The 18,882-nt window shown below is 70.6% G+C and carries 17 protein-coding genes and 5 tRNA genes; 9 read left to right on the top strand and 13 right to left on the bottom strand.

Annotated elements, in window-relative coordinates; all coding sequences use genetic code 11:
• Positions 1 to 176: 176 nt before the first annotated feature.
• Positions 177 to 770, bottom strand: a complete 594-nt coding sequence (gene leuD, locus E2B92_RS32210; protein ID WP_126888443.1) for a 3-isopropylmalate dehydratase small subunit — start codon at positions 768 to 770, stop codon at positions 177 to 179.
• Positions 771 to 775: 5 nt separating this feature from the next.
• The gene (gene leuC / locus E2B92_RS32205; RefSeq protein WP_126888444.1) at positions 776 to 2,200 is read right to left on the bottom strand and encodes a 3-isopropylmalate dehydratase large subunit; all 1,425 of its coding nucleotides are present in this window, start codon (positions 2,198 to 2,200) and stop codon (positions 776 to 778) included.
• 189 nt (positions 2,201 to 2,389) lie between these two features.
• Here leuC and ndgR point away from each other — a divergent pair, with 189 nt between their 5' ends.
• Complete coding sequence (ndgR, locus tag E2B92_RS32200) at positions 2,390 to 3,106, top strand: IclR family transcriptional regulator NdgR (protein ID WP_017947593.1); 717 nt, start codon at positions 2,390 to 2,392, stop codon at positions 3,104 to 3,106.
• 133 nt (positions 3,107 to 3,239) lie between these two features.
• Here the strand turns inward: ndgR and E2B92_RS32195 are convergent.
• From E2B92_RS32195 to E2B92_RS32155, 9 genes are all read right to left on the bottom strand, one after another.
• Positions 3,240 to 3,312: transfer RNA gene (locus E2B92_RS32195), tRNA-Glu, on the bottom strand.
• Between the two features lie 18 nt (positions 3,313 to 3,330).
• A tRNA-Gln gene (locus tag E2B92_RS32190) sits at positions 3,331 to 3,402 on the bottom strand.
• An 18-nt stretch (positions 3,403 to 3,420) separates the two neighbouring features.
• Positions 3,421 to 3,496 (bottom strand) — tRNA-Glu (locus E2B92_RS32185).
• Between the two features lie 61 nt (positions 3,497 to 3,557).
• A tRNA-Glu gene (locus E2B92_RS32180) sits at positions 3,558 to 3,630 on the bottom strand.
• A 39-nt stretch (positions 3,631 to 3,669) separates the two neighbouring features.
• Positions 3,670 to 3,741, bottom strand: a tRNA-Gln gene (locus tag E2B92_RS32175).
• An 89-nt stretch (positions 3,742 to 3,830) separates the two neighbouring features.
• Positions 3,831 to 4,550, bottom strand: a complete 720-nt coding sequence (locus tag E2B92_RS32170; protein WP_126888445.1) for an HAD family hydrolase — start codon at positions 4,548 to 4,550, stop codon at positions 3,831 to 3,833.
• Between the two features lie 81 nt (positions 4,551 to 4,631).
• Positions 4,632 to 6,104 carry a glutamate--tRNA ligase gene (gltX, locus tag E2B92_RS32165; protein ID WP_126888446.1) on the bottom strand — a complete coding sequence of 491 codons (1,473 nt, stop codon included), beginning with the start codon at positions 6,102 to 6,104 and terminating at the stop codon, positions 4,632 to 4,634.
• Complete coding sequence (locus E2B92_RS32160; RefSeq protein ID WP_126888447.1) at positions 6,097 to 6,873, bottom strand: fumarylacetoacetate hydrolase family protein; 777 nt, start codon at positions 6,871 to 6,873, stop codon at positions 6,097 to 6,099. Before E2B92_RS32160 ends, gltX begins: the two co-directional genes overlap by 8 nt.
• 80 nt (positions 6,874 to 6,953) lie before the next feature.
• Complete coding sequence (locus E2B92_RS32155) at positions 6,954 to 7,136, bottom strand: hypothetical protein (RefSeq protein WP_126888448.1); 183 nt, start codon at positions 7,134 to 7,136, stop codon at positions 6,954 to 6,956.
• 588 nt (positions 7,137 to 7,724) lie between these two features.
• On the opposite strand from E2B92_RS32155, the gene E2B92_RS32150 reads away from it, so the two are divergent.
• The 8 genes from E2B92_RS32150 (at position 7,725) to E2B92_RS32115 (ending at position 18,220) form a co-directional block, all read left to right on the top strand.
• The gene (locus tag E2B92_RS32150) at positions 7,725 to 11,480 is read left to right on the top strand and encodes a sensor histidine kinase (RefSeq protein WP_185923729.1); all 3,756 of its coding nucleotides are present in this window, start codon (positions 7,725 to 7,727) and stop codon (positions 11,478 to 11,480) included.
• 9 nt (positions 11,481 to 11,489) lie between these two features.
• Positions 11,490 to 11,903 carry a roadblock/LC7 domain-containing protein gene (locus E2B92_RS32145; protein WP_126888449.1) on the top strand — a complete coding sequence of 138 codons (414 nt, stop codon included), beginning with the start codon at positions 11,490 to 11,492 and terminating at the stop codon, positions 11,901 to 11,903.
• A 121-nt stretch (positions 11,904 to 12,024) separates the two neighbouring features.
• On the top strand, positions 12,025 to 12,432 hold the full coding sequence (locus tag E2B92_RS32140) for a DUF742 domain-containing protein (protein WP_126889077.1): 408 nt from the start codon (positions 12,025 to 12,027) through the stop codon (positions 12,430 to 12,432).
• Positions 12,413 to 12,994, top strand: coding sequence for a GTP-binding protein (locus E2B92_RS32135; protein WP_133087788.1), 582 nt, complete (start codon positions 12,413 to 12,415; stop codon positions 12,992 to 12,994). The genes E2B92_RS32140 and E2B92_RS32135 overlap by 20 nt, the downstream gene beginning before the upstream one ends.
• A 342-nt stretch (positions 12,995 to 13,336) precedes the next feature.
• Positions 13,337 to 16,561: a nitrate- and nitrite sensing domain-containing protein gene (locus E2B92_RS32130; protein WP_126889078.1), complete on the top strand. Its 3,225-nt coding sequence runs from the start codon at positions 13,337 to 13,339 to the stop codon at positions 16,559 to 16,561.
• Between the two features lie 10 nt (positions 16,562 to 16,571).
• On the top strand, positions 16,572 to 16,985 hold the full coding sequence (locus E2B92_RS32125; RefSeq protein WP_006127847.1) for a roadblock/LC7 domain-containing protein: 414 nt from the start codon (positions 16,572 to 16,574) through the stop codon (positions 16,983 to 16,985).
• 97 nt (positions 16,986 to 17,082) lie between these two features.
• A complete protein-coding gene (locus E2B92_RS32120; RefSeq protein WP_126889079.1) occupies positions 17,083 to 17,658 on the top strand; it encodes a DUF742 domain-containing protein in 576 nt (191 codons plus the stop codon).
• Positions 17,639 to 18,220 (top strand): GTP-binding protein, encoded by a 582-nt coding sequence (locus tag E2B92_RS32115; RefSeq protein WP_069978110.1) that lies wholly within the window; start codon positions 17,639 to 17,641, stop codon positions 18,218 to 18,220. The genes E2B92_RS32120 and E2B92_RS32115 overlap by 20 nt, the downstream gene beginning before the upstream one ends.
• Before the next feature lie 168 nt (positions 18,221 to 18,388).
• Here E2B92_RS32115 and E2B92_RS32110 read toward each other — a convergent pair whose 3' ends face one another.
• Positions 18,389 to 18,586 (bottom strand): acyl-CoA carboxylase subunit epsilon, encoded by a 198-nt coding sequence (locus tag E2B92_RS32110; protein ID WP_126889080.1) that lies wholly within the window; start codon positions 18,584 to 18,586, stop codon positions 18,389 to 18,391.
• A gap of 12 nt (positions 18,587 to 18,598) precedes the next feature.
• The coding region (locus E2B92_RS32105; RefSeq protein WP_312846107.1) for a carboxyl transferase domain-containing protein at positions 18,599 to 18,882 on the bottom strand (284 nt) is incomplete at its 5' end.

Genomic DNA, 18,882 nt, shown 5'->3' with positions numbered 1-18,882 from the left:
AATCTCCGCCAACTCCACCCCATGCAACGACACGAACCCACCCCTGAAGCACGACGACGGCCTGCACAACCCCAACGGGTCATACAGGCCGTCGTCACGCAGGCCCCGGATTAACCAACAGCGTCCGTGGTTCGGCCGGGGGCACCGGAGGGTGGCGCGGGGGGGGTCCGAGGGGCTCAGACCTGGAGGGTGCGCGGCTTGTACGAGGGGCGCTTGGCCTCGTACGCGGCGATGTCCGCCTCGTTCTGCAGCGTGATGCTGATGTCGTCCAGGCCGTTCAGCAGCCGCCACCGGGCGTTCTCGTCCAGTTCGAAGGCGGCGGTGACGCCCTCGGCGCGCACCTCGCGCGCCTCGAGGTCGACGGTGATCTCCGCCTGCGGGTCGGCCTCGGTCAGCTCCCACAGCGCGTCCACGGTCTTCTGGTCGAGGACCACGGTGAGCAGGCCGTTCTTCAGCGAGTTGCCCCGGAAGATGTCGGCGAAGCGGGAGGAGATGACGGCCTTGAAGCCGTAGTTCTGGAGCGCCCAGACGGCGTGCTCGCGCGAGGATCCGGTGCCGAAGTCGGGGCCGGCGACCAGGACCGTGGCGCCCTGCCGCTCGGGGCGGTTGAGGACGAACTCGGGGTCCTTGCGCCACGCCTCGAACAGGCCGTCCTCGAAGCCGTCGCGGGTGACCTTCTTCAGCCAGTGCGCGGGGATGATCTGGTCGGTGTCGACGTTGCTGCGGCGCAGCGGGACGGCCCGGCCGGTGTGGGTGGTGAAAGCTTCCATGGTGCTCAGACTCCGGCGGTCGCGGGGGCTTCGGACAGGTCGGCGGGCGAGGCCAGGTGGCCCAGCACCGCGGTGGCGGCGGCGACCTGCGGCGACACCAGGTGGGTACGGCCGCCCTTGCCCTGCCTGCCCTCGAAGTTGCGGTTGGAGGTGGACGCGGAACGCTCGCCGGGCGCGAGTTGGTCGGGGTTCATGCCCAGGCACATCGAGCAGCCCGCGTGCCGCCATTCGGCCCCGGCCTCCTTGAAGACCTTGTCCAGGCCCTCCTCCACGGCCTGGAGGGCGACCCGGACCGAGCCGGGCACGACCAGCATCCGTACGCCGTCGGCGACTTTGCGGCCGTCCAGGATGGCGGCGGCGGAGCGCAGGTCCTCGATCCGGCCGTTGGTGCAGGAGCCTACGAAGACGGTGTCGACCTTGATGTCGCGCAGCGGCTGCCCGGCGGTCAACCCCATGTACTGCAGGGCGTTTTCGGCGGCCAGGCGCTCCGAAGCGTCTTCGTACGAAGCCGGGTCGGGGACGGACGCCGAAAGCGGCGCGCCCTGGCCCGGGTTGGTGCCCCAGGTGACGAAGGGGGCCAGCTCGGCGGCGTCGATGACGACCTCGGCGTCGAAGACCGCGTCCTCGTCCGTCCGCAGCGTCTTCCAGTAGGCGACCGCGGCGTCCCAGTCCTCGCCCTCGGGCGCGTGGGCGCGGCCCTTGAGGTAGGCGAAGGTGGTCTCGTCCGGGGCGATCATGCCCGCGCGGGCGCCGGCCTCGATCGACATGTTGCAGATGGTCATCCGGGCCTCCATCGAGAGTTTCTCGATGGCGGAGCCGCGGTACTCCAGGACGTAGCCCTGGCCGCCGCCGGTGCCGATCTTCGCGATGATCGCCAGGATCAGGTCCTTGGCGGTGACGTCCTCGGGCAGCTCGCCCCGGACCGTGATCGCCATGGTCTTGGGCCGGGCCATGGGCAGCGTCTGGGTGGCCAGCACGTGCTCGACCTGGGAGGTTCCGATGCCGAAGGCGAGCGCGCCGAACGCGCCGTGCGTGGAGGTGTGCGAGTCGCCGCAGACCACGGTGGTGCCCGGCTGGGTCAGGCCGAGCTGGGGTCCCACGACGTGGACGACGCCCTGCTCGACGTCGCCCAGCGGGTGCAGGCGGACACCGAACTCGGCACAGTTCTTGCGCAGCGTCTCGAGCTGGGCGCGGGAGACGGGGTCGGCGATCGGCTTGTCGATGTCGAGGGTGGGGGTGTTGTGGTCCTCGGTCGCGATGGTGAGGTCGAGGCGCCGCACCTGCCGGCCGCTCTTGCGCAGGCCGTCGAAGGCCTGGGGGCTGGTCACCTCGTGCAGCAGGTGCAGATCGATGAAGAGGAGGTCGGGCTCGCCTTCGGCGCGCCGGACGACATGGTCGTCCCAGACCTTCTCCGCGAGAGTCCTACCCATCGCTTTCCCTCCGGCCGGCGTGGTGTGCCGGCTCCTCTAGAGATCAGTGGGCCCACGCCCGTAAACCCACGTTTCACGTGCTGGACGTCGACATCGAGACCCGTTGGTCGTCGGGCCGCACATACAGGGTGGCAAGTTCCTGGAGAAATTGAACTTGCGTTTCACAGAGTGAGACGTGAATATCGTTGCATGGACAACTCTAGCGGCGTCGGCGTTCTCGACAAGGCAGCTCTGGTTTTGAGCGCCCTGGAGTCCGGTCCGGCCACCCTCGCCGGGCTGGTCGCGGCGACAGGGCTCGCACGACCCACGGCACATCGTCTCGCCGTGGCACTGGAACACCACCGGATGGTGGCGAGGGACATGCAGGGCCGGTTCATCCTGGGACCGCGGCTGGCGGAGCTCGCCGCCGCGGCCGGTGAGGACCGCCTGCTGGCCACGGCCGGACCGGTACTGACTCATCTGCGTGACGTGACCGGGGAGAGCGCGCAGCTCTACCGGCGCCAGGGCGACATGCGCATCTGCGTCGCCGCGGCGGAGCGGCTGTCCGGCCTGCGGGACACCGTGCCGGTCGGCTCCACGCTCACCATGAAGGCCGGCTCCTCGGCCCAGATCCTGATGGCCTGGGAGGAGCCCGAGCGGCTGCACCGGGGCCTCCAGGGCGCGCGCTTCACGGCGACGGCCCTGTCGGGCGTACGGCGGCGCGGCTGGGCCCAGTCGATCGGTGAGCGTGAGCCGGGCGTCGCGTCCGTCTCCGCGCCCGTACGGGGCCCCTCGAACCGCGTGGTGGCCGCCGTGTCGGTCTCGGGCCCGATCGAGCGCCTGACCCGCCACCCCGGCCGGATGCACGCCCAGGCGGTCATCGACGCCGCCGCCCGCCTGTCCGACGCGCTGCGCCGCTCGGGCTGACCCCCTCGTCCCTGCTGCCGACTCCCGGCCCACCGCTTCAACGCCGCAGCGGTGGGCCGGAGTTGTCCGCTCTCCGCACCTGCCCGTGAACGCGAGGAAGCCCTCCCCTGCTGGGGAGGGCTTCCTCTGTGCGTACCCCCGACCGGATTCGAACCGGCGCTACCGCCTTGAGAGGGCGGCGTGCTAGGCCGCTACACAACGGGGGCAAGATCAAAAGTGATCCGCTGGCCTACCAGGACTCGAACCTAGACTAACTGAACCAGAATCAGTCGTGCTGCCAATTACACCATAGGCCACTGGTGGTTTAGACCAGTTGGTACCCCCGACCGGATTCGAACCGGCGCTACCGCCTTGAGAGGGCGGCGTGCTAGGCCGCTACACAACGGGGGCCCTAGCGATCCTGCATCGCGATCATCGGGAGCGACCCTGATGATCACGCGGGAAGGATCTGTACCCCCGACCGGATTCGAACCGGCGCTACCGCCTTGAGAGGGCGGCGTGCTAGGCCGCTACACAACGGGGGCTTTGCGGATGCCATCCGCGATGCAGATAAGCTCTGCGAGCTGGCCTACCAGGACTCGAACCTAGACTAACTGAACCAGAATCAGTCGTGCTGCCAATTACACCATAGGCCACCAAAACGCAACCCCCGGTGGGGATTTTGTTCGGGTTACGCTTCCGGGTTCCGGCCTTTCGGCCCGCTCCCCTCGGCGCAGAAAGAACATTACCCGAAGGAGTCCGGGGCTCCAAAACGGGTATCGCCGCGCAGCAGCGCGGGGAGCTGGTCGAGGCCCGTGATCCGGGTGAGCTCGGGTCTCCCGCCGCGTCCCGTACGGTCCAGCCAGATGCCGGTGAGCCCGGCCTCGACGGCGCCCCGGGCGTCGATGTCCGGGTGGTCGCCGACGTACGCCACGTCCGCCGGGGGCAGCCCGAGGGCGTCGCAGGCGGCGTGGAAGGCGGCCGGGTCGGGCTTGGCCACGCCCAGCTCGGCGGCGCAGAGCAGCACCTCGAAACGGTCGCGCACGCCCAGGACGCGCAGCTTGCGCTCCTGGTTGTGGACGGAGGAGTTCGACAGGGCGGCGTGCCGGTAGTCGGCCGCGAGCAGCTCCAGGGCGGGCAGGGTGTCGGGGAAGAGCTCCCAGGCGGCCTCGTAGTGCCGCAGGTACCGCTGGAACCAGGCGTCCGCCTCCGCGTCGGTCAGGGGCGCCTCAAGGAAGTCCCGCACCCGGTCGCGCCGCTGCTCCTCGAACCCGACGCCTCCGGCCTCGAAGCGCCGCCAGTGGAGGGTGGTGAGCTCCTTCCAGCGGGTGAGGGCCCGGTCGACGGAGTCGTACCCGTCGGCCAGGCCCTCGGCCCGCAGGTGGCGCAGCATGCCGGCGCGGTCGGCGCTCGCGTAGTCGAAGATCGTGTCGTCGATGTCCCACAGGACGGCGCGGATCGGCATGGTCCGACCGTACCGCCGGGGCACGCGGAAGGGGGCGGCCCCGGAAGATCCGGTGGCCGCCCCCTCCGGCGGGGTCGCGGGTCAGGCGGCGAGCTTCGCCAGGGCGGCGTCGATGCGGGCCAGGGTGCGGTCCTTGCCGAGGATCTCCAGGGACTCGAACAGCGGCAGGCCGACCGTGCGGCCGGTGACGGCGACGCGGACCGGCGCCTGGGCCTTGCCGAGCTTGAGGCCGTGCTCCTCGCCGGCGGCGAGGACGGCGCCCTTCAGCGACTCGGGGCTGGTCCAGTCGGCGGCCTCCAGCTTGGCGCGGGCCGTGCGCAGCAGGGCGTCGGAGCCCTCCTTCATGGCCTTCTGCCAGGACGCCTCGTCCTCCACCGGCTCCTTGAGGAAGAGGAAGTCGACGTTGGCCGTGATGTCCGACAGCACGGTCAGGCGGGTCTGGGCGTGCGGGGCGATGGCCTCCCAGGCCGCCTGGTCGAAGTCCTCCGGCGCCCAGGGGGCGTGCGGGGCCCTCAGCCAGGGCTCGCAGGCGGCGGTGAACGCCTTCACGTCCAGCATGCGGATGTGGTCGGCGTTGATCGCCTCGGCCTTCTTCAGGTCGAAGCGGGCCGGGTTGGCGTTGACGTCCGCGACGTCGAACTTCTCGATCATCTGGGGGACGGTGAAGACGTCCTGGTCGGCCGAGAAGGACCAGCCGAGGAGCGACAGGTAGTTGAGCAGGCCCTCGGGGAGGAAGCCGCGCTCCCGGTAGAGGTTCAGGGAGGACTGCGGGTCGCGCTTGGAGAGCTTCTTGTTGCCCTCGCCCATGACGTACGGCAGATGGCCGAAGGCGGGGATGTCCTTGGCGATGCCCAGCTCGATCAGCGCCTTGTAGAGGGCGATCTGGCGCGGGGTGGAGGACAGCAGGTCCTCGCCGCGCAGCACGTGGGTGATCTCCATCAGCGCGTCGTCGACGGGGTTGACGAGCGTGTAGAGGGGGGCGCCGTTGGCCCGGACGATGCCGTAGTCCGGGACGTTGTCCGGGGTGAAGGTGAGCTCGCCGCGGACCAGGTCGGTGAAGGTGATCGGCTCGTCGGGCATCCGGAAGCGCACGATGGACTCGCGGCCCTCGGCCTCGTACGCCGCCCTGTGCTCGGCGGTCAGGTCGCGGCACTTGCCGTCGTACCCGGACGGCCTGCCCGCGGCGCGGGCGGCCTCGCGGCGCTCGTCGAGCTCGGTGGCGGTGCAGTAGCAGCGGTACGCGTGGCCGCCGGCGAGCAGCTTGTCGGCGACGTCCTTGTAGATGTCCATGCGCTGCGACTGGCGGTACGGGGCGTGGGGGCCGCCGACCTCCGGGCCCTCGTCCCAGTCGAGGCCGAGCCAGCGCAGCGAGTCGAGGAGCTGCTGGTAGGACTCCTCCGAGTCGCGGGCCGCGTCGGTGTCCTCGATGCGGAAGACCATGGTGCCCTGGTGGTGCCGGGCGAAGGCCCAGTTGAACAGGGCGGTGCGGACCAGGCCCACGTGGGGGTTGCCGGTCGGCGAGGGACAGAAACGTACGCGGATCGCGTTAGCCACGCTTGATCACCTTGTTGGTGAGAGTGCCGATGCCTTCGATGGTGACGGCGACCTCGTCGCCGACGTTGAGCGGTCCGACTCCGGCCGGGGTGCCGGTGAGGATGACGTCGCCCGGGAGCAGCGTCATGGCCTCGGTGATGTGGACGACCAGGTCCTCGACGGAGCGGATCATGTCGCTCGTACGGCCGAGCTGGCGCTGTTCTCCGTTGACCGTGCACTGGATCGTGACGTCGGAGGGGTCGAGGTCGGTCTCCACCCAGGGGCCGAGCGGGCAGGACGTGTCGAAGCCCTTGGCACGGGCCCACTGCTTCTCGCGCTTCTGCACGTCGCGGGCGGTGACGTCGTTGGCGCAGGTGTAGCCGAGGACGACGTCCTTGACGCGCTCGCGCGGGACCTCGCGGCACATGCGGCCGATGACGACGGCGAGCTCGGCCTCGTGGTGCAGCTCGTCGGAGAAGGAGGGGTACTCGATGGCGTCGCCGGAGCCGATCACCGAGGTGGTGGGCTTGAAGAAGGCGACGGGGACGTCCGGGACCTCGTTGCCGAGCTCCGCCGCGTGCTCCGCGTAGTTGCGGCCGATGGCCACGACCTTGTTGGGCAGCACGGGCGGCAGCAGCCGGACCTTGCTCAGTGGGACCTTGGTCCCGCTGAGTTCGAAGTCGGCGTACGGAATACCCTTGATGATGTCGAGGACGAGACCGTCGGGGTCTTCGCCCTCGACCGCGCCGAAGGCGACGTTGCCGTCGATGGAGAACCTGGCGATGCGCACGGGATGCCGTGCCCCTTACTTCCGCTGGCTGGAGTCTGACGCTCCAGGCTAACGCGCAAGGGGCACGCGGCCCGCCGTCGTTACCGCGAGGCCTGGACGGGAGCGTCCATCAGGGTCGTGCGGCGCGGGTTGGCGGTGCTGGCGGGGAGGTCGGCCGAGTGCTCCGGCCGCGCGCCCTGGTCGAGCTCACCGGCGTCGGCCAGGTGCATCAGGGTGGTGCGGCGGGGGTTGGCGATGCTGCGCATGGTCATCGTCGTCTTCATCGGTGGTGTCCGACCTCGGGGTGCGGGCGCCGCCTGGGCGCCTGGTTGGCAGAGCTTCCGTATTTGTAAAGCGTCAGGCTAAACACGGGATTCCCCGCAATTGGCGGTAGATGACAACGATCTATATGTGAGTTTGCTCACGCACGAGGGGATGATTCCGACATACCGGACGGCCCTCAGGGGTGCGGTAAACGGACATTGCGTACCTGAATGCAGCATTCCGCTGCTGATCATCGCGACTGGGACACCCCCCTCCCCCACCGGACCCACCAGCGACTCGTACGTGAACGCCCGATTCCTCCCTGATCGAGTTCTACGGCCGGTGACTCGCCCCTCACGCCTCGTGACACCTGTCCGGGTCCCGGTCGTCGGCCTTGTTGGAGATCCGGCACTGTGCTGGAATTCCACGCACCGCCGCGGGTTCCGGACCGGCGCGCTGGGGCGCGACACAGCGCCGAGCGGCGGTGAGGAAGGGGGGTCTGCGCCGGTCACTCACGACCACCACTGGAGCGCGCTCGCGCTCCACGACGCCGACACCGTCCTGTCCGTTCGCGCGGGGGGACGCCTGGTCCAGAGGTTGCGACGCTAGTGCAGGGACGTTTCAAGAGGGATGGCAACGGGTCTCCCCAGGCCCGCCAGGGCCGAGGGGAAGCTGCGGCGGAGCAGGAGCCGCGCGGCGGGACCGACCGCGGCTCCTCGGCCCAGCACACCCAGAACCCCGGACCGGCCGCCGCCGGAGACGGCGCTGACCGTGCGGGACGTTCGGGAGCCGGGCAGGGCGGCGACGCCAAGGGCAAGTCCGGCAAGGGCTCGGCGGCGAAGGCCGCCAAGGGCCCCAAGGGCGCGAAGAGCGCCAAGGAACCGGCCGCGAAGAGCCCCACCGACGCCGGTTCACGAATAGCCCTGCGCAACTGGCGCATCAGCACGCGACTGGTCTCGCTGCTCGCCCTCCCCGTGGTCGCCGCGACCACCCTGGGCGGCATTCGTATCAACGAATCCATGAACGACATGGAGCAGCTCGACCACATGCAGCTCCTCACCAAGCTCACCCAGGAGGCGACCGACCTCGCCCAGGCGCTCCAGCAGGAGCGCGACCTGACGGCCGGCCCGCTCTCCAACAACGTCCCCGCCACGAACTTCAAGGTCACCGAGCCGCGCGAGGAGGCGAACCGGGCGCAGAAGGCGTTCCTCGACGCCACCGGTGCCATCGGCGACACGCAGGGTGACGAGGCCCTCCAGAGCATCCACTCCAACGTCACCCAGATCGCCAGCGAGGTCGTGACCCTCGGCCACATCCGCGAGGGCGCGTACAAGGACGGCTCCCAGGACTTCCAGACGGTCGAGCGCTACAACCGTCTGATCAACTCGCTGCTCAGCCTCTCCCAGGACATGGCGCAGGCGACCAGCAACCCGGAGATGATCAAGCGGACCCGCGCGCTGGCCGCGTTCTCGTCCGCCAAGGAGTACGCCTCCATCCAGCGCGCGATCATCGCGGCGGCCCTGCCCACGACCAACCAGTCCAAGGGCAAGCTGGACCCCAACGACCGTGAGTACGGCGCGGCCGCCCAGGACAACGAGCGGCAGGCCATCGAGTCGTTCACCAGGATCTACACCTCGGCGGGCGGCGACCCGACCGAGCTGCTCGCGCCCCTCGGCCCGAACAACCCCTCCATCGCCAAGGCCGACGAGTACGCGGACCGCGTGCTCCGCAGCGACGAGGGCATGGGCCAGCAGGAGCCGCGCGGTTACCTGGACTGGACCGACGCGTACGACTCCAAGATGACGGCCATGAAGACCATCGAGGCCGACCTGCTCGGCCAGATGGACAGCACGGCCCGTGAGCTGCGCCGTGAGGAGCAGCGCGACGCGATCATCAACGGTGCGCTGATCCTCCTCGTCCTCGGTGTCTCGCTCGTCGGCGCCTTCGTGGTGGCCCGGTCCATGATCCGGTCGCTGCGGCGGCTGCAGGACACGGCGACCAAGGTCGCCCAGGAGCGGCTGCCCGAGCTGGTCAAGCAGCTCTCGGAGGCCGACCCGCAGGACGTCGACACGTCCGTGGAGTCGGTGGGTGTGCACTCCCGGGACGAGATCGGCCAGGTGGCCGCGGCCTTCGACGACGTGCACCGCGAGGCGGTCCGCCTCGCCGCCGAGCAGGCCCTGCTGCGGGGCAACGTCAACGCGATGTTCACCAACCTCTCGCGCCGTTCGCAGGGTCTCATCCAGCGTCAGCTCTCGCTCATCTCCGAGCTGGAGTCCCGCGAGGCCGACCCGGACCAGCTCTCCTCGCTGTTCAAGCTGGACCACCTCGCCACGCGTATGCGCCGTAACGGTGAGAACCTGCTCGTCCTCGCGGGTGAGGAGCCGGGCCGCCGGTGGACCCGGCCCGTCCCGCTCGTCGACGTGCTCCGTGCCGCCGCCTCCGAGGTGGAGCAGTACGAGCGCATCGAACTCGCCTCCGTGCCGGCGACCGAGGTCGCGGGCCGGGTGGTCAACGACCTCGTGCACCTCCTCGCCGAGCTGCTGGAGAACGCCACGTCGTTCTCCTCGCCCCAGACCAAGGTCCGGGTCACCGGTCACGCCCTGCCCGACGGCCGGGTGCTGGTCGAGATCCACGACACCGGTATCGGTCTGTCGCCGGAGGACCTCGCCGCGATCAACGAGCGGCTCGCCTCGCCGCCCACCGTGGACGTGTCGGTGTCCCGGCGCATGGGTCTGTTCGTGGTCGGCCGCCTGTCCCTGCGGCACGGCATCCGCATCCAGCTCCGTCCGTCCGATTCGGGCGGTACGACCGCGCTCGTCATGCTCCCCGTCGACGTCGCCCAGGGCGGCAAGAAGCTGCCCGGCAAGCCCGGTCAGGGCGGCCAGGGCGCCGTCCCGCAGGGGCCGGCGGGACCCGGTGGTGGCCGGCTGACCGGCGGCCCGGGTGCCGCCGGTGGCGGCCGTCCCGGTCTGGCCGGCGGTCCCGGTGGCGCGGGCGGCCCGGGCGGTGCGCCCGCAGGCCGGCAGGGTCTCGGCGCGGGCGCGGGTGCCGGTGGTGCCCGTGGCCAGGTGGGTGCGGGCTCCGCGCCCCGGGCCGCGCTGCCCGGCCGGGACGACGCGACCGGGCGACCGGGCGGGCTCCAGGGCCAGGGCGGCATGGGCCAGGGCGGCATGGGCCAGGGCGGCATGGGCCAGGGCGGTCAGCCCGGGCGCCAGGGCCAGGCGGGTCCGGCGGGCCGGCCGCAGCAGCCGCACCAGCCCCAGCAGCAGCCGCAGCAGGACCCGCAGCGCCAGGGCGCCGGAATGGCGGACGCCTTCGGTGGCGCCGCCGGCGGCCGGGGCGCGGGCGACAACGGCATCCCGACGCGCTCGGACGTGTGGCAGAACGGCCCCGCCGACCAGGGTGCCCGCACCGGCCAGCAGCTTCCGCCCTCCGGCGGCCCGCGTGGCGAGCTGCCCGGCGCCGTCCCGCAGCAGCCCGTCCAGCCGCAGCAGCCGCAGCAGCCGCAGGCCCAGCGCCCGCCGGTGCAGCAGCCGCAGCAGCAGCGGCCCCAGCGCCCGCAGACCACGAGCTGGGGCGCCGACGTGCCGCGCGGCCACGACGAGCCGGAGGCCACCGGGCAGTTCGGCCGCCAGGACCCCGCGTCCACGGCGCAGTTCGCCCGTCCCGACTACGACGCCGGGCGCCCGCAGCAGGACGCGCTGCCGGCCGCGCCGGGTGCCGGTGACGGCCGTACGCCCCTGTACGACACGCTGGAGACCAACTGGTTCCACCAGAACGGTCAGAACGGCCAGAACGGCCAGGCCCAGCAGCCGCAGCAGCCGCAGCAGGGCCGCCCCCAGCGCGGCCCCGGCGGCGGCCAGTACCCCGTCCACGACCAGACCGTGCCGACCCCGGCCGTACCGCAGCAGCCCGCGCAGCCGGCCCGTCCGGCGCAGCAGCGACCCGCACCGTCGCTGCCGCCCCGCCGCGACGGCCAGGGCGGGGGCCAGGTTTCCGGCCAAGGTTCCGGCCAGGTTTCCGGCCGTAACGCCGGCCAGGTCTCCGGTCAGGGCGCCGACGCGGCCGCGTCGTGGCGCACGTCCCCCAATGATGAGCTGGTGCGCCAGGCCGAGCGGGTCCGCAAGCCCGCCGCGGGCGGCGTCACCACCTCCGGCCTCCCCCGCCGGGTCCCGCGTGCCAACCTGGTACCGGGCACCGCGCAGGAGTCCACCCACCAGTCCGGTCCGCAGGTCTCGCGTGCGCCCGATGACGTACGCGGCCGCCTGACCAACCTCCGCCGGGGCATCCAGCAGGGGCGCCAGGCGGGCAGCTCCACCACGGGCAGTTTCCACGTCGGCCCCACCCACCAGCAGGAGCGTTAGTTGAGACCGATGAGCCAGGCGGCCCAGAACCTGAATTGGTTGATCACCAACTTCGTGGACAACACCCCCGGGGTGTCCCACACGGTGGTGGTCTCCGCCGACGGACTCCTGCTGGCCATGTCCGAAGGCTTTCCCCGCGACCGCGCCGATCAGCTCGCGGCCGTGGCATCGGGGCTGACCTCGCTGACCGCGGGGGCGTCCCGGATCTTCGAGGGCGGCTCCGTCGCCCAGACGGTGGTGGAGATGGAGCGTGGCTTCCTCTTCCTGATGTCCATCTCGGACGGCTCCTCCCTGGCCGTGCTCGCGCACCCGGACGCGGACATCGGCCTCGTCGGATACGAGATGGCACTGCTCGTCGACCGCGCGGGCAGCGTCCTCACCCCGGACCTGCGCGCGGAACTGCAGGGAAGCCTGCTCCACTGAGGCGGTACGCCCCAATCCGTACCCTCCCCCCTCTTGCCTTGTTCATCGTCGGCCGCCCCCTCCGGCCCCCCACCGGCCCAGTCAGACGACAGGCAGACCACCTGCTGTCACTGGAGGATCAATGACCCCGCCCCCCGCCTCTCACGATCCGTACGGTGTCTCCATGGACACCGGTTACGGGCATGAAGGCGATCAGCCGCTGGTCCGGCCCTACGCCATGACCGGCGGCCGGACCCGGCCGCGCTACCAGCTCGCCATCGAGGCGCTGGTCAGCACCACGGCCGACCCGGCACACCTGGGAAGCCTGCTTCCCGAGCACCAGCGGATCTGCCACCTGTGCCGTGAGGTGAAGTCGGTGGCGGAGGTCTCGGCGCTGCTGTCGATGCCGCTGGGCGTCGCCCGGATTCTCGTCGCCGACCTGGCGGAGGCGGGCATGGTGGCGATCCACCAGCCGGGCAATGGAGAGGCCGGCGGAACGCCGGACGTGACACTGCTCGAAAGGGTGCTCAGTGGACTTCGCAAGCTCTAGCGGCGGTGCGGCCCGGTCGACCACCAGCGCGAAGATCGTGGTGGCCGGCGGGTTCGGCGTGGGCAAGACCACGTTCGTGGGCGCCGTCTCCGAGATCAACCCGCTGCGTACCGAGGCCGTGATGACCTCCGCATCCGCGGGGATCGACGACCTCACCCACACCGGCGACAAGAAGACCACCACGGTCGCCATGGACTTCGGCCGCATCACCCTGGACCAGGACCTGATCCTGTACCTCTTCGGTACGCCCGGACAGGACCGCTTCTGGTTCATGTGGGACGACCTGGTCCGCGGCGCCATCGGCGCGGTGGTGCTCGTCGACACGAGAAGGCTGGCCGACTGCTTCCCGGCGGTGGACTACTTCGAGAACAGCGGGCTGCCGTTCGTCGTGGCGCTCAACGGCTTCGAGGGCCACCAGCCGTACACGCCGGAAGAGGTGCGCGAGGCGCTCCAGATCGGACCCGACACCCCGATCATCACCACCGACGCCCGCCACCGCGCCGACGCCAAGAGCGCCCTGATCACGCTCGTGGAGCACGCCCTGATGGCCCGCCTCAAGTAGACGCGGCCGTACGGCAGTTGCCGTAGCGGGCGATCTGGGGCCGGGTGTGTCCTTTGACACGGTCGGCCCCGGTGTTCATAACGTTTCGACAGAGAATTGCGGGCGCTCGGACACGAGACGCATCCGTATGGTGCCGCTGTGCGCACATGAGCCCCGCCTTTTGGCGGGGCTCGCTCTTTATGCCCGTTTTATCTGAGGTCTGAACCACTGGTGATGACCCGATCGGGGGGTTTGGAACGCGGCGGCTTTACGTGCTGCAATGCGACGAACTCCCGAGTAGTACGGCCCCTGAACAGAAAAACGGCACGACCTAGGTGCCGGCGCCGAGAGGTTGTTGGTCGAGTGAGGCGAAGCACGAAAAGCGCCGCAGAGCAGCAGGCGCGGGGCAACTTCACCCCGCCCGCACGCACAGCGGTGCCGCCTGCCGATACGCCCGGAACGCCACCCGCCGCCTCCGGCGGCAGCGGTGGCTCCGGCAGCTCCAGCAAGCTGTCCCCGCGCAACTGGCGCGTGGCCACGCGCCTGAACGCCATCCTCCTCGTCCCCGTGCTCGTCGGCCTGGTCATGGGCGGCTTCCAGGTGAAGACGTCGATCGACACCTGGCAGGAGGCCCAGGACGCCGAGAAGACGGCGCTCATCGTGCGCGCCGCCTCGGAGTACGGCCAGGCGCTGCTGAACGAGCGTGACCTCACCGCCGTACCCCTGCTCACCAACAAGGGCCGCGATGACGCGGACGTCGTCAAGGCGTACGCCGCGACCGCGGCCGCGAAGGAGAAGTTCGACGCGGCCGTCCAGGACATGCCGTCGGGGCAGGGCCTGGAGCGCCGCCTGGAGCAGTTCCGCGCCAAGGAGCCGGACCTCGACAAGCTCCGCCAGGGCGCCTACAGCAAGGCCCTGGACCCGGTGCAGACCGAAGAGGGCTACGTCCAGGTCCAGCACTACCTGATGGAGTTCTCCAACGAGCTCGGCCTCGGCACCGGCAACGTCACCTCCTACGGCCGTATGGTCTACGCCATTCAGCTCGCCCAGGCGGCCGGTTCGCTCCAGCGCTCGATCGGTACGCACCTGCTGGTCCGGCCCAGCAAGGACGACGCGACGTACGCCGCCCAGACCAGGGCGTTCAACTCGTACAACTACCTGGAGCAGATCGCCCTCGGCGAGTTCAACTCCGGCGGTACCGAGGAGGACGTCGCCAAGCTCGAGGCGGTCATGAAGCGCCGGGCCGTCGAGGGCGACGAGCGCCTCAAGGCCGCGGGCATCACCCTGCCGAAGGACGAGCGCGGCTCGGTCCTGGCGCCGATGGCCAAGGAGATCGGCAACGCCGAGGACGCGGACGCGATCAAGGAGCTCAAGGCCAAGGGCATCGCCGCCCCGACCTGGCTGGGCGCCTCCACCTCCAAGTTCGACGGCTACGGCGAGGTCAGCACCGACCTCGTGAACAAGGCCGTGGACGAGGCCGCCGAGATCTCCGCCGACGCCAAGACCGACGCCATCGTCAACGGCGCCATCGTCGTGGTCGCCCTGCTGGCCGCGTTCATCCTCGCCGGGATGATGGCCCGCCAGATGAGCACCTCGATGAGCCGGCTGCGCTCCGCCGCCTTCGGCATCGCCGAGCAGCGCCTGCCGATGCTCGTCGACCAGCTCTCCCGCACCGACCCGGGCCGGGTCGACACCCGCGTGCAGCCCATCCCGATCGACTCCCAGGACGAGATCGGCGAGGTCGCCCGCGCCTTCGACCAGGTGCACCGCGAGGCCGTCCGGCTCGCCGCCGAGCAGGCCCTGCTGCGGGGCAACGTCAACGCGATCTTCACCAACCTGTCGCAGCGCAACCAGTCGCTGATCGAGGGCCAGCTCACCCTGATCACCGAGCTGGAGAACAACGAGGCCGACCCGGACCAGCTCGAGAACCTCTTCCGGCTGGACCACCTGGCCACCCGTATGCGCCGCAACGGCGAGAACCTCCTCATCCTCGCGGGCGAGGAGCCCGGCCGCCGCTGGAACCAGCCGGTGCCGCTGGTGGACGTGCTGCGCGCCGCCTCCTCCGAGGTGGAGCAGTACGAGCGCATCGAGCTCACCGGCGTGCCGGAGTCGGAGATCCACGGCCAGGCCGTGACCGACCTCGTGCACCTGCTGGCCGAGCTGCTGGAGAACGCCACGACGTTCTCCTCGCCGCAGACCAAGGTCCGGGTCACCGCGACGCGTCTCCCGGACGGCCGCGTGATGATCGAGATCCACGACAAGGGCATCGGCCTGACCGCCGAGGACTTCGCCGACATCAACCACAAGCTGGCCAACCCGCCGACCGTGGACGCCGCGATCTCGCAGCGCATGGGCCTGTTCGTGGTCGGCCGCCTCGCCGACCGGCACGGCATCCGCGTCCAGCTCCGCCCGTCGGGCGAGCAGGCCGGCACGACGTCGCTGGTCATGCTGCCGGACGCGATCACCCATGGTGGCGGTGGCGACCCGGCCATGCAGGACGACTTCACCGTCTCGCAGATCATCCCGGAGCAGCAGGCGTTCGAGGCCGCTCCCCTGCGGACGGCCGCCGAGCTGGGCTTCGACGACTCCCGGTACGAGCAGCAGACGGGCGAGGGCACCACGCTGGACCCGGTGAACCGCTCCCGGATGCGCGAGGAGCGCCGTGCGGCGCTGGGCGCGCAGCTCCAGGGCGGCGCCGACGCCGATCGCCCCATGTTCCGCGACGAGGTGGCCCAGGAGCAGCACGCCCCCGCGTACGAGCAGCAGGGGCAGCAGGAGCAGTACGGGTACGAGCAGGAGCAGTACGACCAGCAGGCCGGGTACGCCCAGGACGGCTACGAGGGCTACGACCAGCAGCAGCCGGCGTACGACCAGCAGCAGGCCGCGTACGACCAGTACGGTGCCGGCGAGTACCCGACGGGCGAGTACGCTGAACCCGGCTATGCGGAATCCGGTTTTCCGGCTCAGGAGACCCAGCAGCCGCAGTACGACAGCCAGTTCGACGCCCAGTCCCACCAGGGCGAGTGGACGGATCAGGCCTCGTACGAGGGCGGTTACGCCTCCGGGTACGGCGCGGAATCGGAATCTTCCCAGGGCGCTCCCGCGAACGGCCCGGAGCGCGTAGGCTTCTCCTCGGGCCCCACCCCGAGCACCGGTCACGAGCTGACCGACGCCGGCCTGCCGCGCCGCGGCAGCCAGCAGAAGGCTCCGGCCCCGCAGCAGCAGGTTCCTCAGGCGGAGCAGACGCAGCCGGTCCAGCGGGTCTCGCAGAGCAGCAGCGAGGACAGCGGTTCCGAGGGCTGGCGCTCGACCAACGACGAGCGCTGGCAGCGGGCCGAGAAGCTCCGCGAGCCCAAGGCCGGCGGGGTCACCCCGTCCGGACTCCCGCGGCGCGTTCCCAAGGCGAACCTGATCGAGGGAACGGCGGAGCAGACCCCGCAGGGCGGCCCACAGGTCTCCCGCGCCCCGGAGGACGTGCGTGGCAGGTTGAGCAACCTGCGGCGCGGTGTCCAGCAGGGGCGCAACGCGGGAACGGACACGAACGGATCGGGCCTCGGCCCGGGTAGTACCTACAACCAGGAGCGTTAGTGTGAGCCCGATGAGCCAGGCGGCGCAGAATCTGAACTGGTTGATCACCAACTTCGTGGACAACACCCCCGGGGTGTCCCACACGGTGGTGGTCTCCGCCGACGGACTCCTGCTGGCGATGTCCGAGGGTTTCCCCCGTGACCGAGCCGACCAGCTCGCCGCGGTGGCGTCGGGTCTGACGTCGCTGACGGCCGGGGCGTCCCGGATCTTCGAGGGCGGCGCGGTCAACCAGACGGTGGTGGAGATGGAGCGCGGCTTCCTCTTCATCATGTCGATCTCGGACGGCTCCTCGCTGGCCGTCCTCGCCCACCCGGACGCCGACATCGGTCTGGTCGGCTACGAGATGGCCCTTCTGGTGGACCGCGCGGGCAGTGTCCTCACCCCGGACCTCCGCGCCGAACTCCAGGGAAGTCTTCTCAACTAGCAGACAGACCGTGCGTTTCTCGCCACCGCACCATAGGGTGCGGTGGCGCGGCTCCACAGGGACATGGAACCGGTGAACGGCAGTCGGAGGAGGAAAAGTGGCAACACCCCCAGGCGGACACCACCCATACGACGGTGCGCACCAGTCGCAGGGTGAGAACGCCCAGAACCGCTTCAACTTCCCCTCCTCACCGAGCGGTCAGGGCGGCATGCAGCAGCCGCAGCCCTACCAGCAGCCGCAGCCCGGTCCTTCCTACGTGCAGCCGCAGGCACCGCGTATCCAGCCGGTGCAGCAGCGGCGGCGCCCGGAGCCGGCGCCCACGTCGGGCAACCACAATCCGCTGGTCCGTCCGTACGCCATGACCGGCGGCCGGACGAGGCCCCGGTACCAGCTCGCCATCGAGGCGCTGGTGTCGACCACGGCCGATCCGTCGCGGCTGCAAGGGCAGTTGCCCGAGCACCAGCGGATCTGCCGGCTGTGCTTCGAGATCAAGTCGGTCGCCGAGATCTCGGCACTCCTCTCCATCCCCCTCGGCGTTGCCCGGATCCTCGTCGCCGACCTGGCGGAGGCCGGACTTGTCGCCATCCACCAGCCCGGCGGCGACGAGTCCGCCGGCGGCCAGCCAGACGTGACACTGCTCGAAAGGGTGCTCAGTGGACTTCGCAAGCTCTAGCGGCGGTGCGGCCCGTTCAACCACCAGCGCGAAGATCGTGGTGGCGGGCGGATTCGGCGTGGGCAAGACCACGTTCGTGGGCGCCGTCTCGGAGATCAACCCGCTGCGTACCGAGGCCGTCATGACGTCTGCTTCCGCGGGCATCGACGACCTCACCCACACCGGCGACAAGACGACCACCACGGTCGCCATGGACTTCGGCCGCATCACCCTGGACCAGGACCTGATCCTGTACCTCTTCGGTACGCCCGGACAGGACCGCTTCTGGTTCATGTGGGACGACCTGGTCCGCGGCGCCATCGGCGCCGTCGTGCTGGTCGACACCCGCCGTCTCGCCGACTGCTTCCCGGCGGTCGACTACTTCGAGAACAGCGGGCTGCCGTTCGTCATCGCCCTCAACGGCTTCGACGGCCACCAGCCGTACACGCCGGACGAGGTCCGCGAGGCGCTCCAGATCGGGCCCGACACCCCGATCATCACCACCGACGCCCGCCACCGCGCCGACGCCAAGAGCGCCCTGATCACGCTCGTGGAACACGCCCTGATGGCCCGCCTCCGGTAGGACCCCAGACAAGGAAGGCCCGCACACCCGGCGGTGTGCGGGCCTTCGTCGTGTGCGGGCCTTCGTCGTGGCCCGCCTCCGTCGTGGCGTCGCGCCCGGGCCTGTGCCCCTGGTACGCCGAAGGGCCCCGCACCGGGTGGTGCGGGGCCCTTCGGAGGGTGAGGCGGGTCAGCCCTGCCAGGAGTGCGGGGCGCGGAAGCCGCCCTGGCGCTCCAGGCGGCGCCAGCCGGCCGTGGAGCGGACGCGGCGGGCCGTGGTGGTGGCGGGGCGGGCGGAGGCGCGGGCCAGGAGGACCGCGGTGATGGCAGCCAGCTCCTCGGGGTCGGCGTGGCCCTTTTCGACGCGGAGCAGGTGGGAGTCGGTCACGTGAGGCTCCTGTTACTGGGGCGGGTTGCCGTGCTTGCGGGACGGCAGGTCGGCGTGCTTCGTGCGGAGCATCGCGAGGGACTTGATGAGCACCTCACGGGTTTCGGCCGGGTCGATGACGTCGTCGACGAGGCCGCGTTCGGCCGCGTAGTAGGGGTGCATCAGCTCGGCCTTGTACTCCTTGACCATGCGGGCGCGCATGGCCTCGGGGTCCTCGGCGTCGGCGATCTGACGGCGGAAGATGACGTTGGCGGCGCCCTCGGCGCCCATGACGGCGATCTCGTTGGTCGGCCAGG

Source organism: Streptomyces sp. WAC05374 (assembly GCF_004353505.1).
GTDB lineage: Bacteria > Actinomycetota > Actinomycetes > Streptomycetales > Streptomycetaceae > Streptomyces.
Note: the sequence above shows the minus strand (reverse complement) of the source record. Positions and strands in the feature narration are given on the sequence as shown.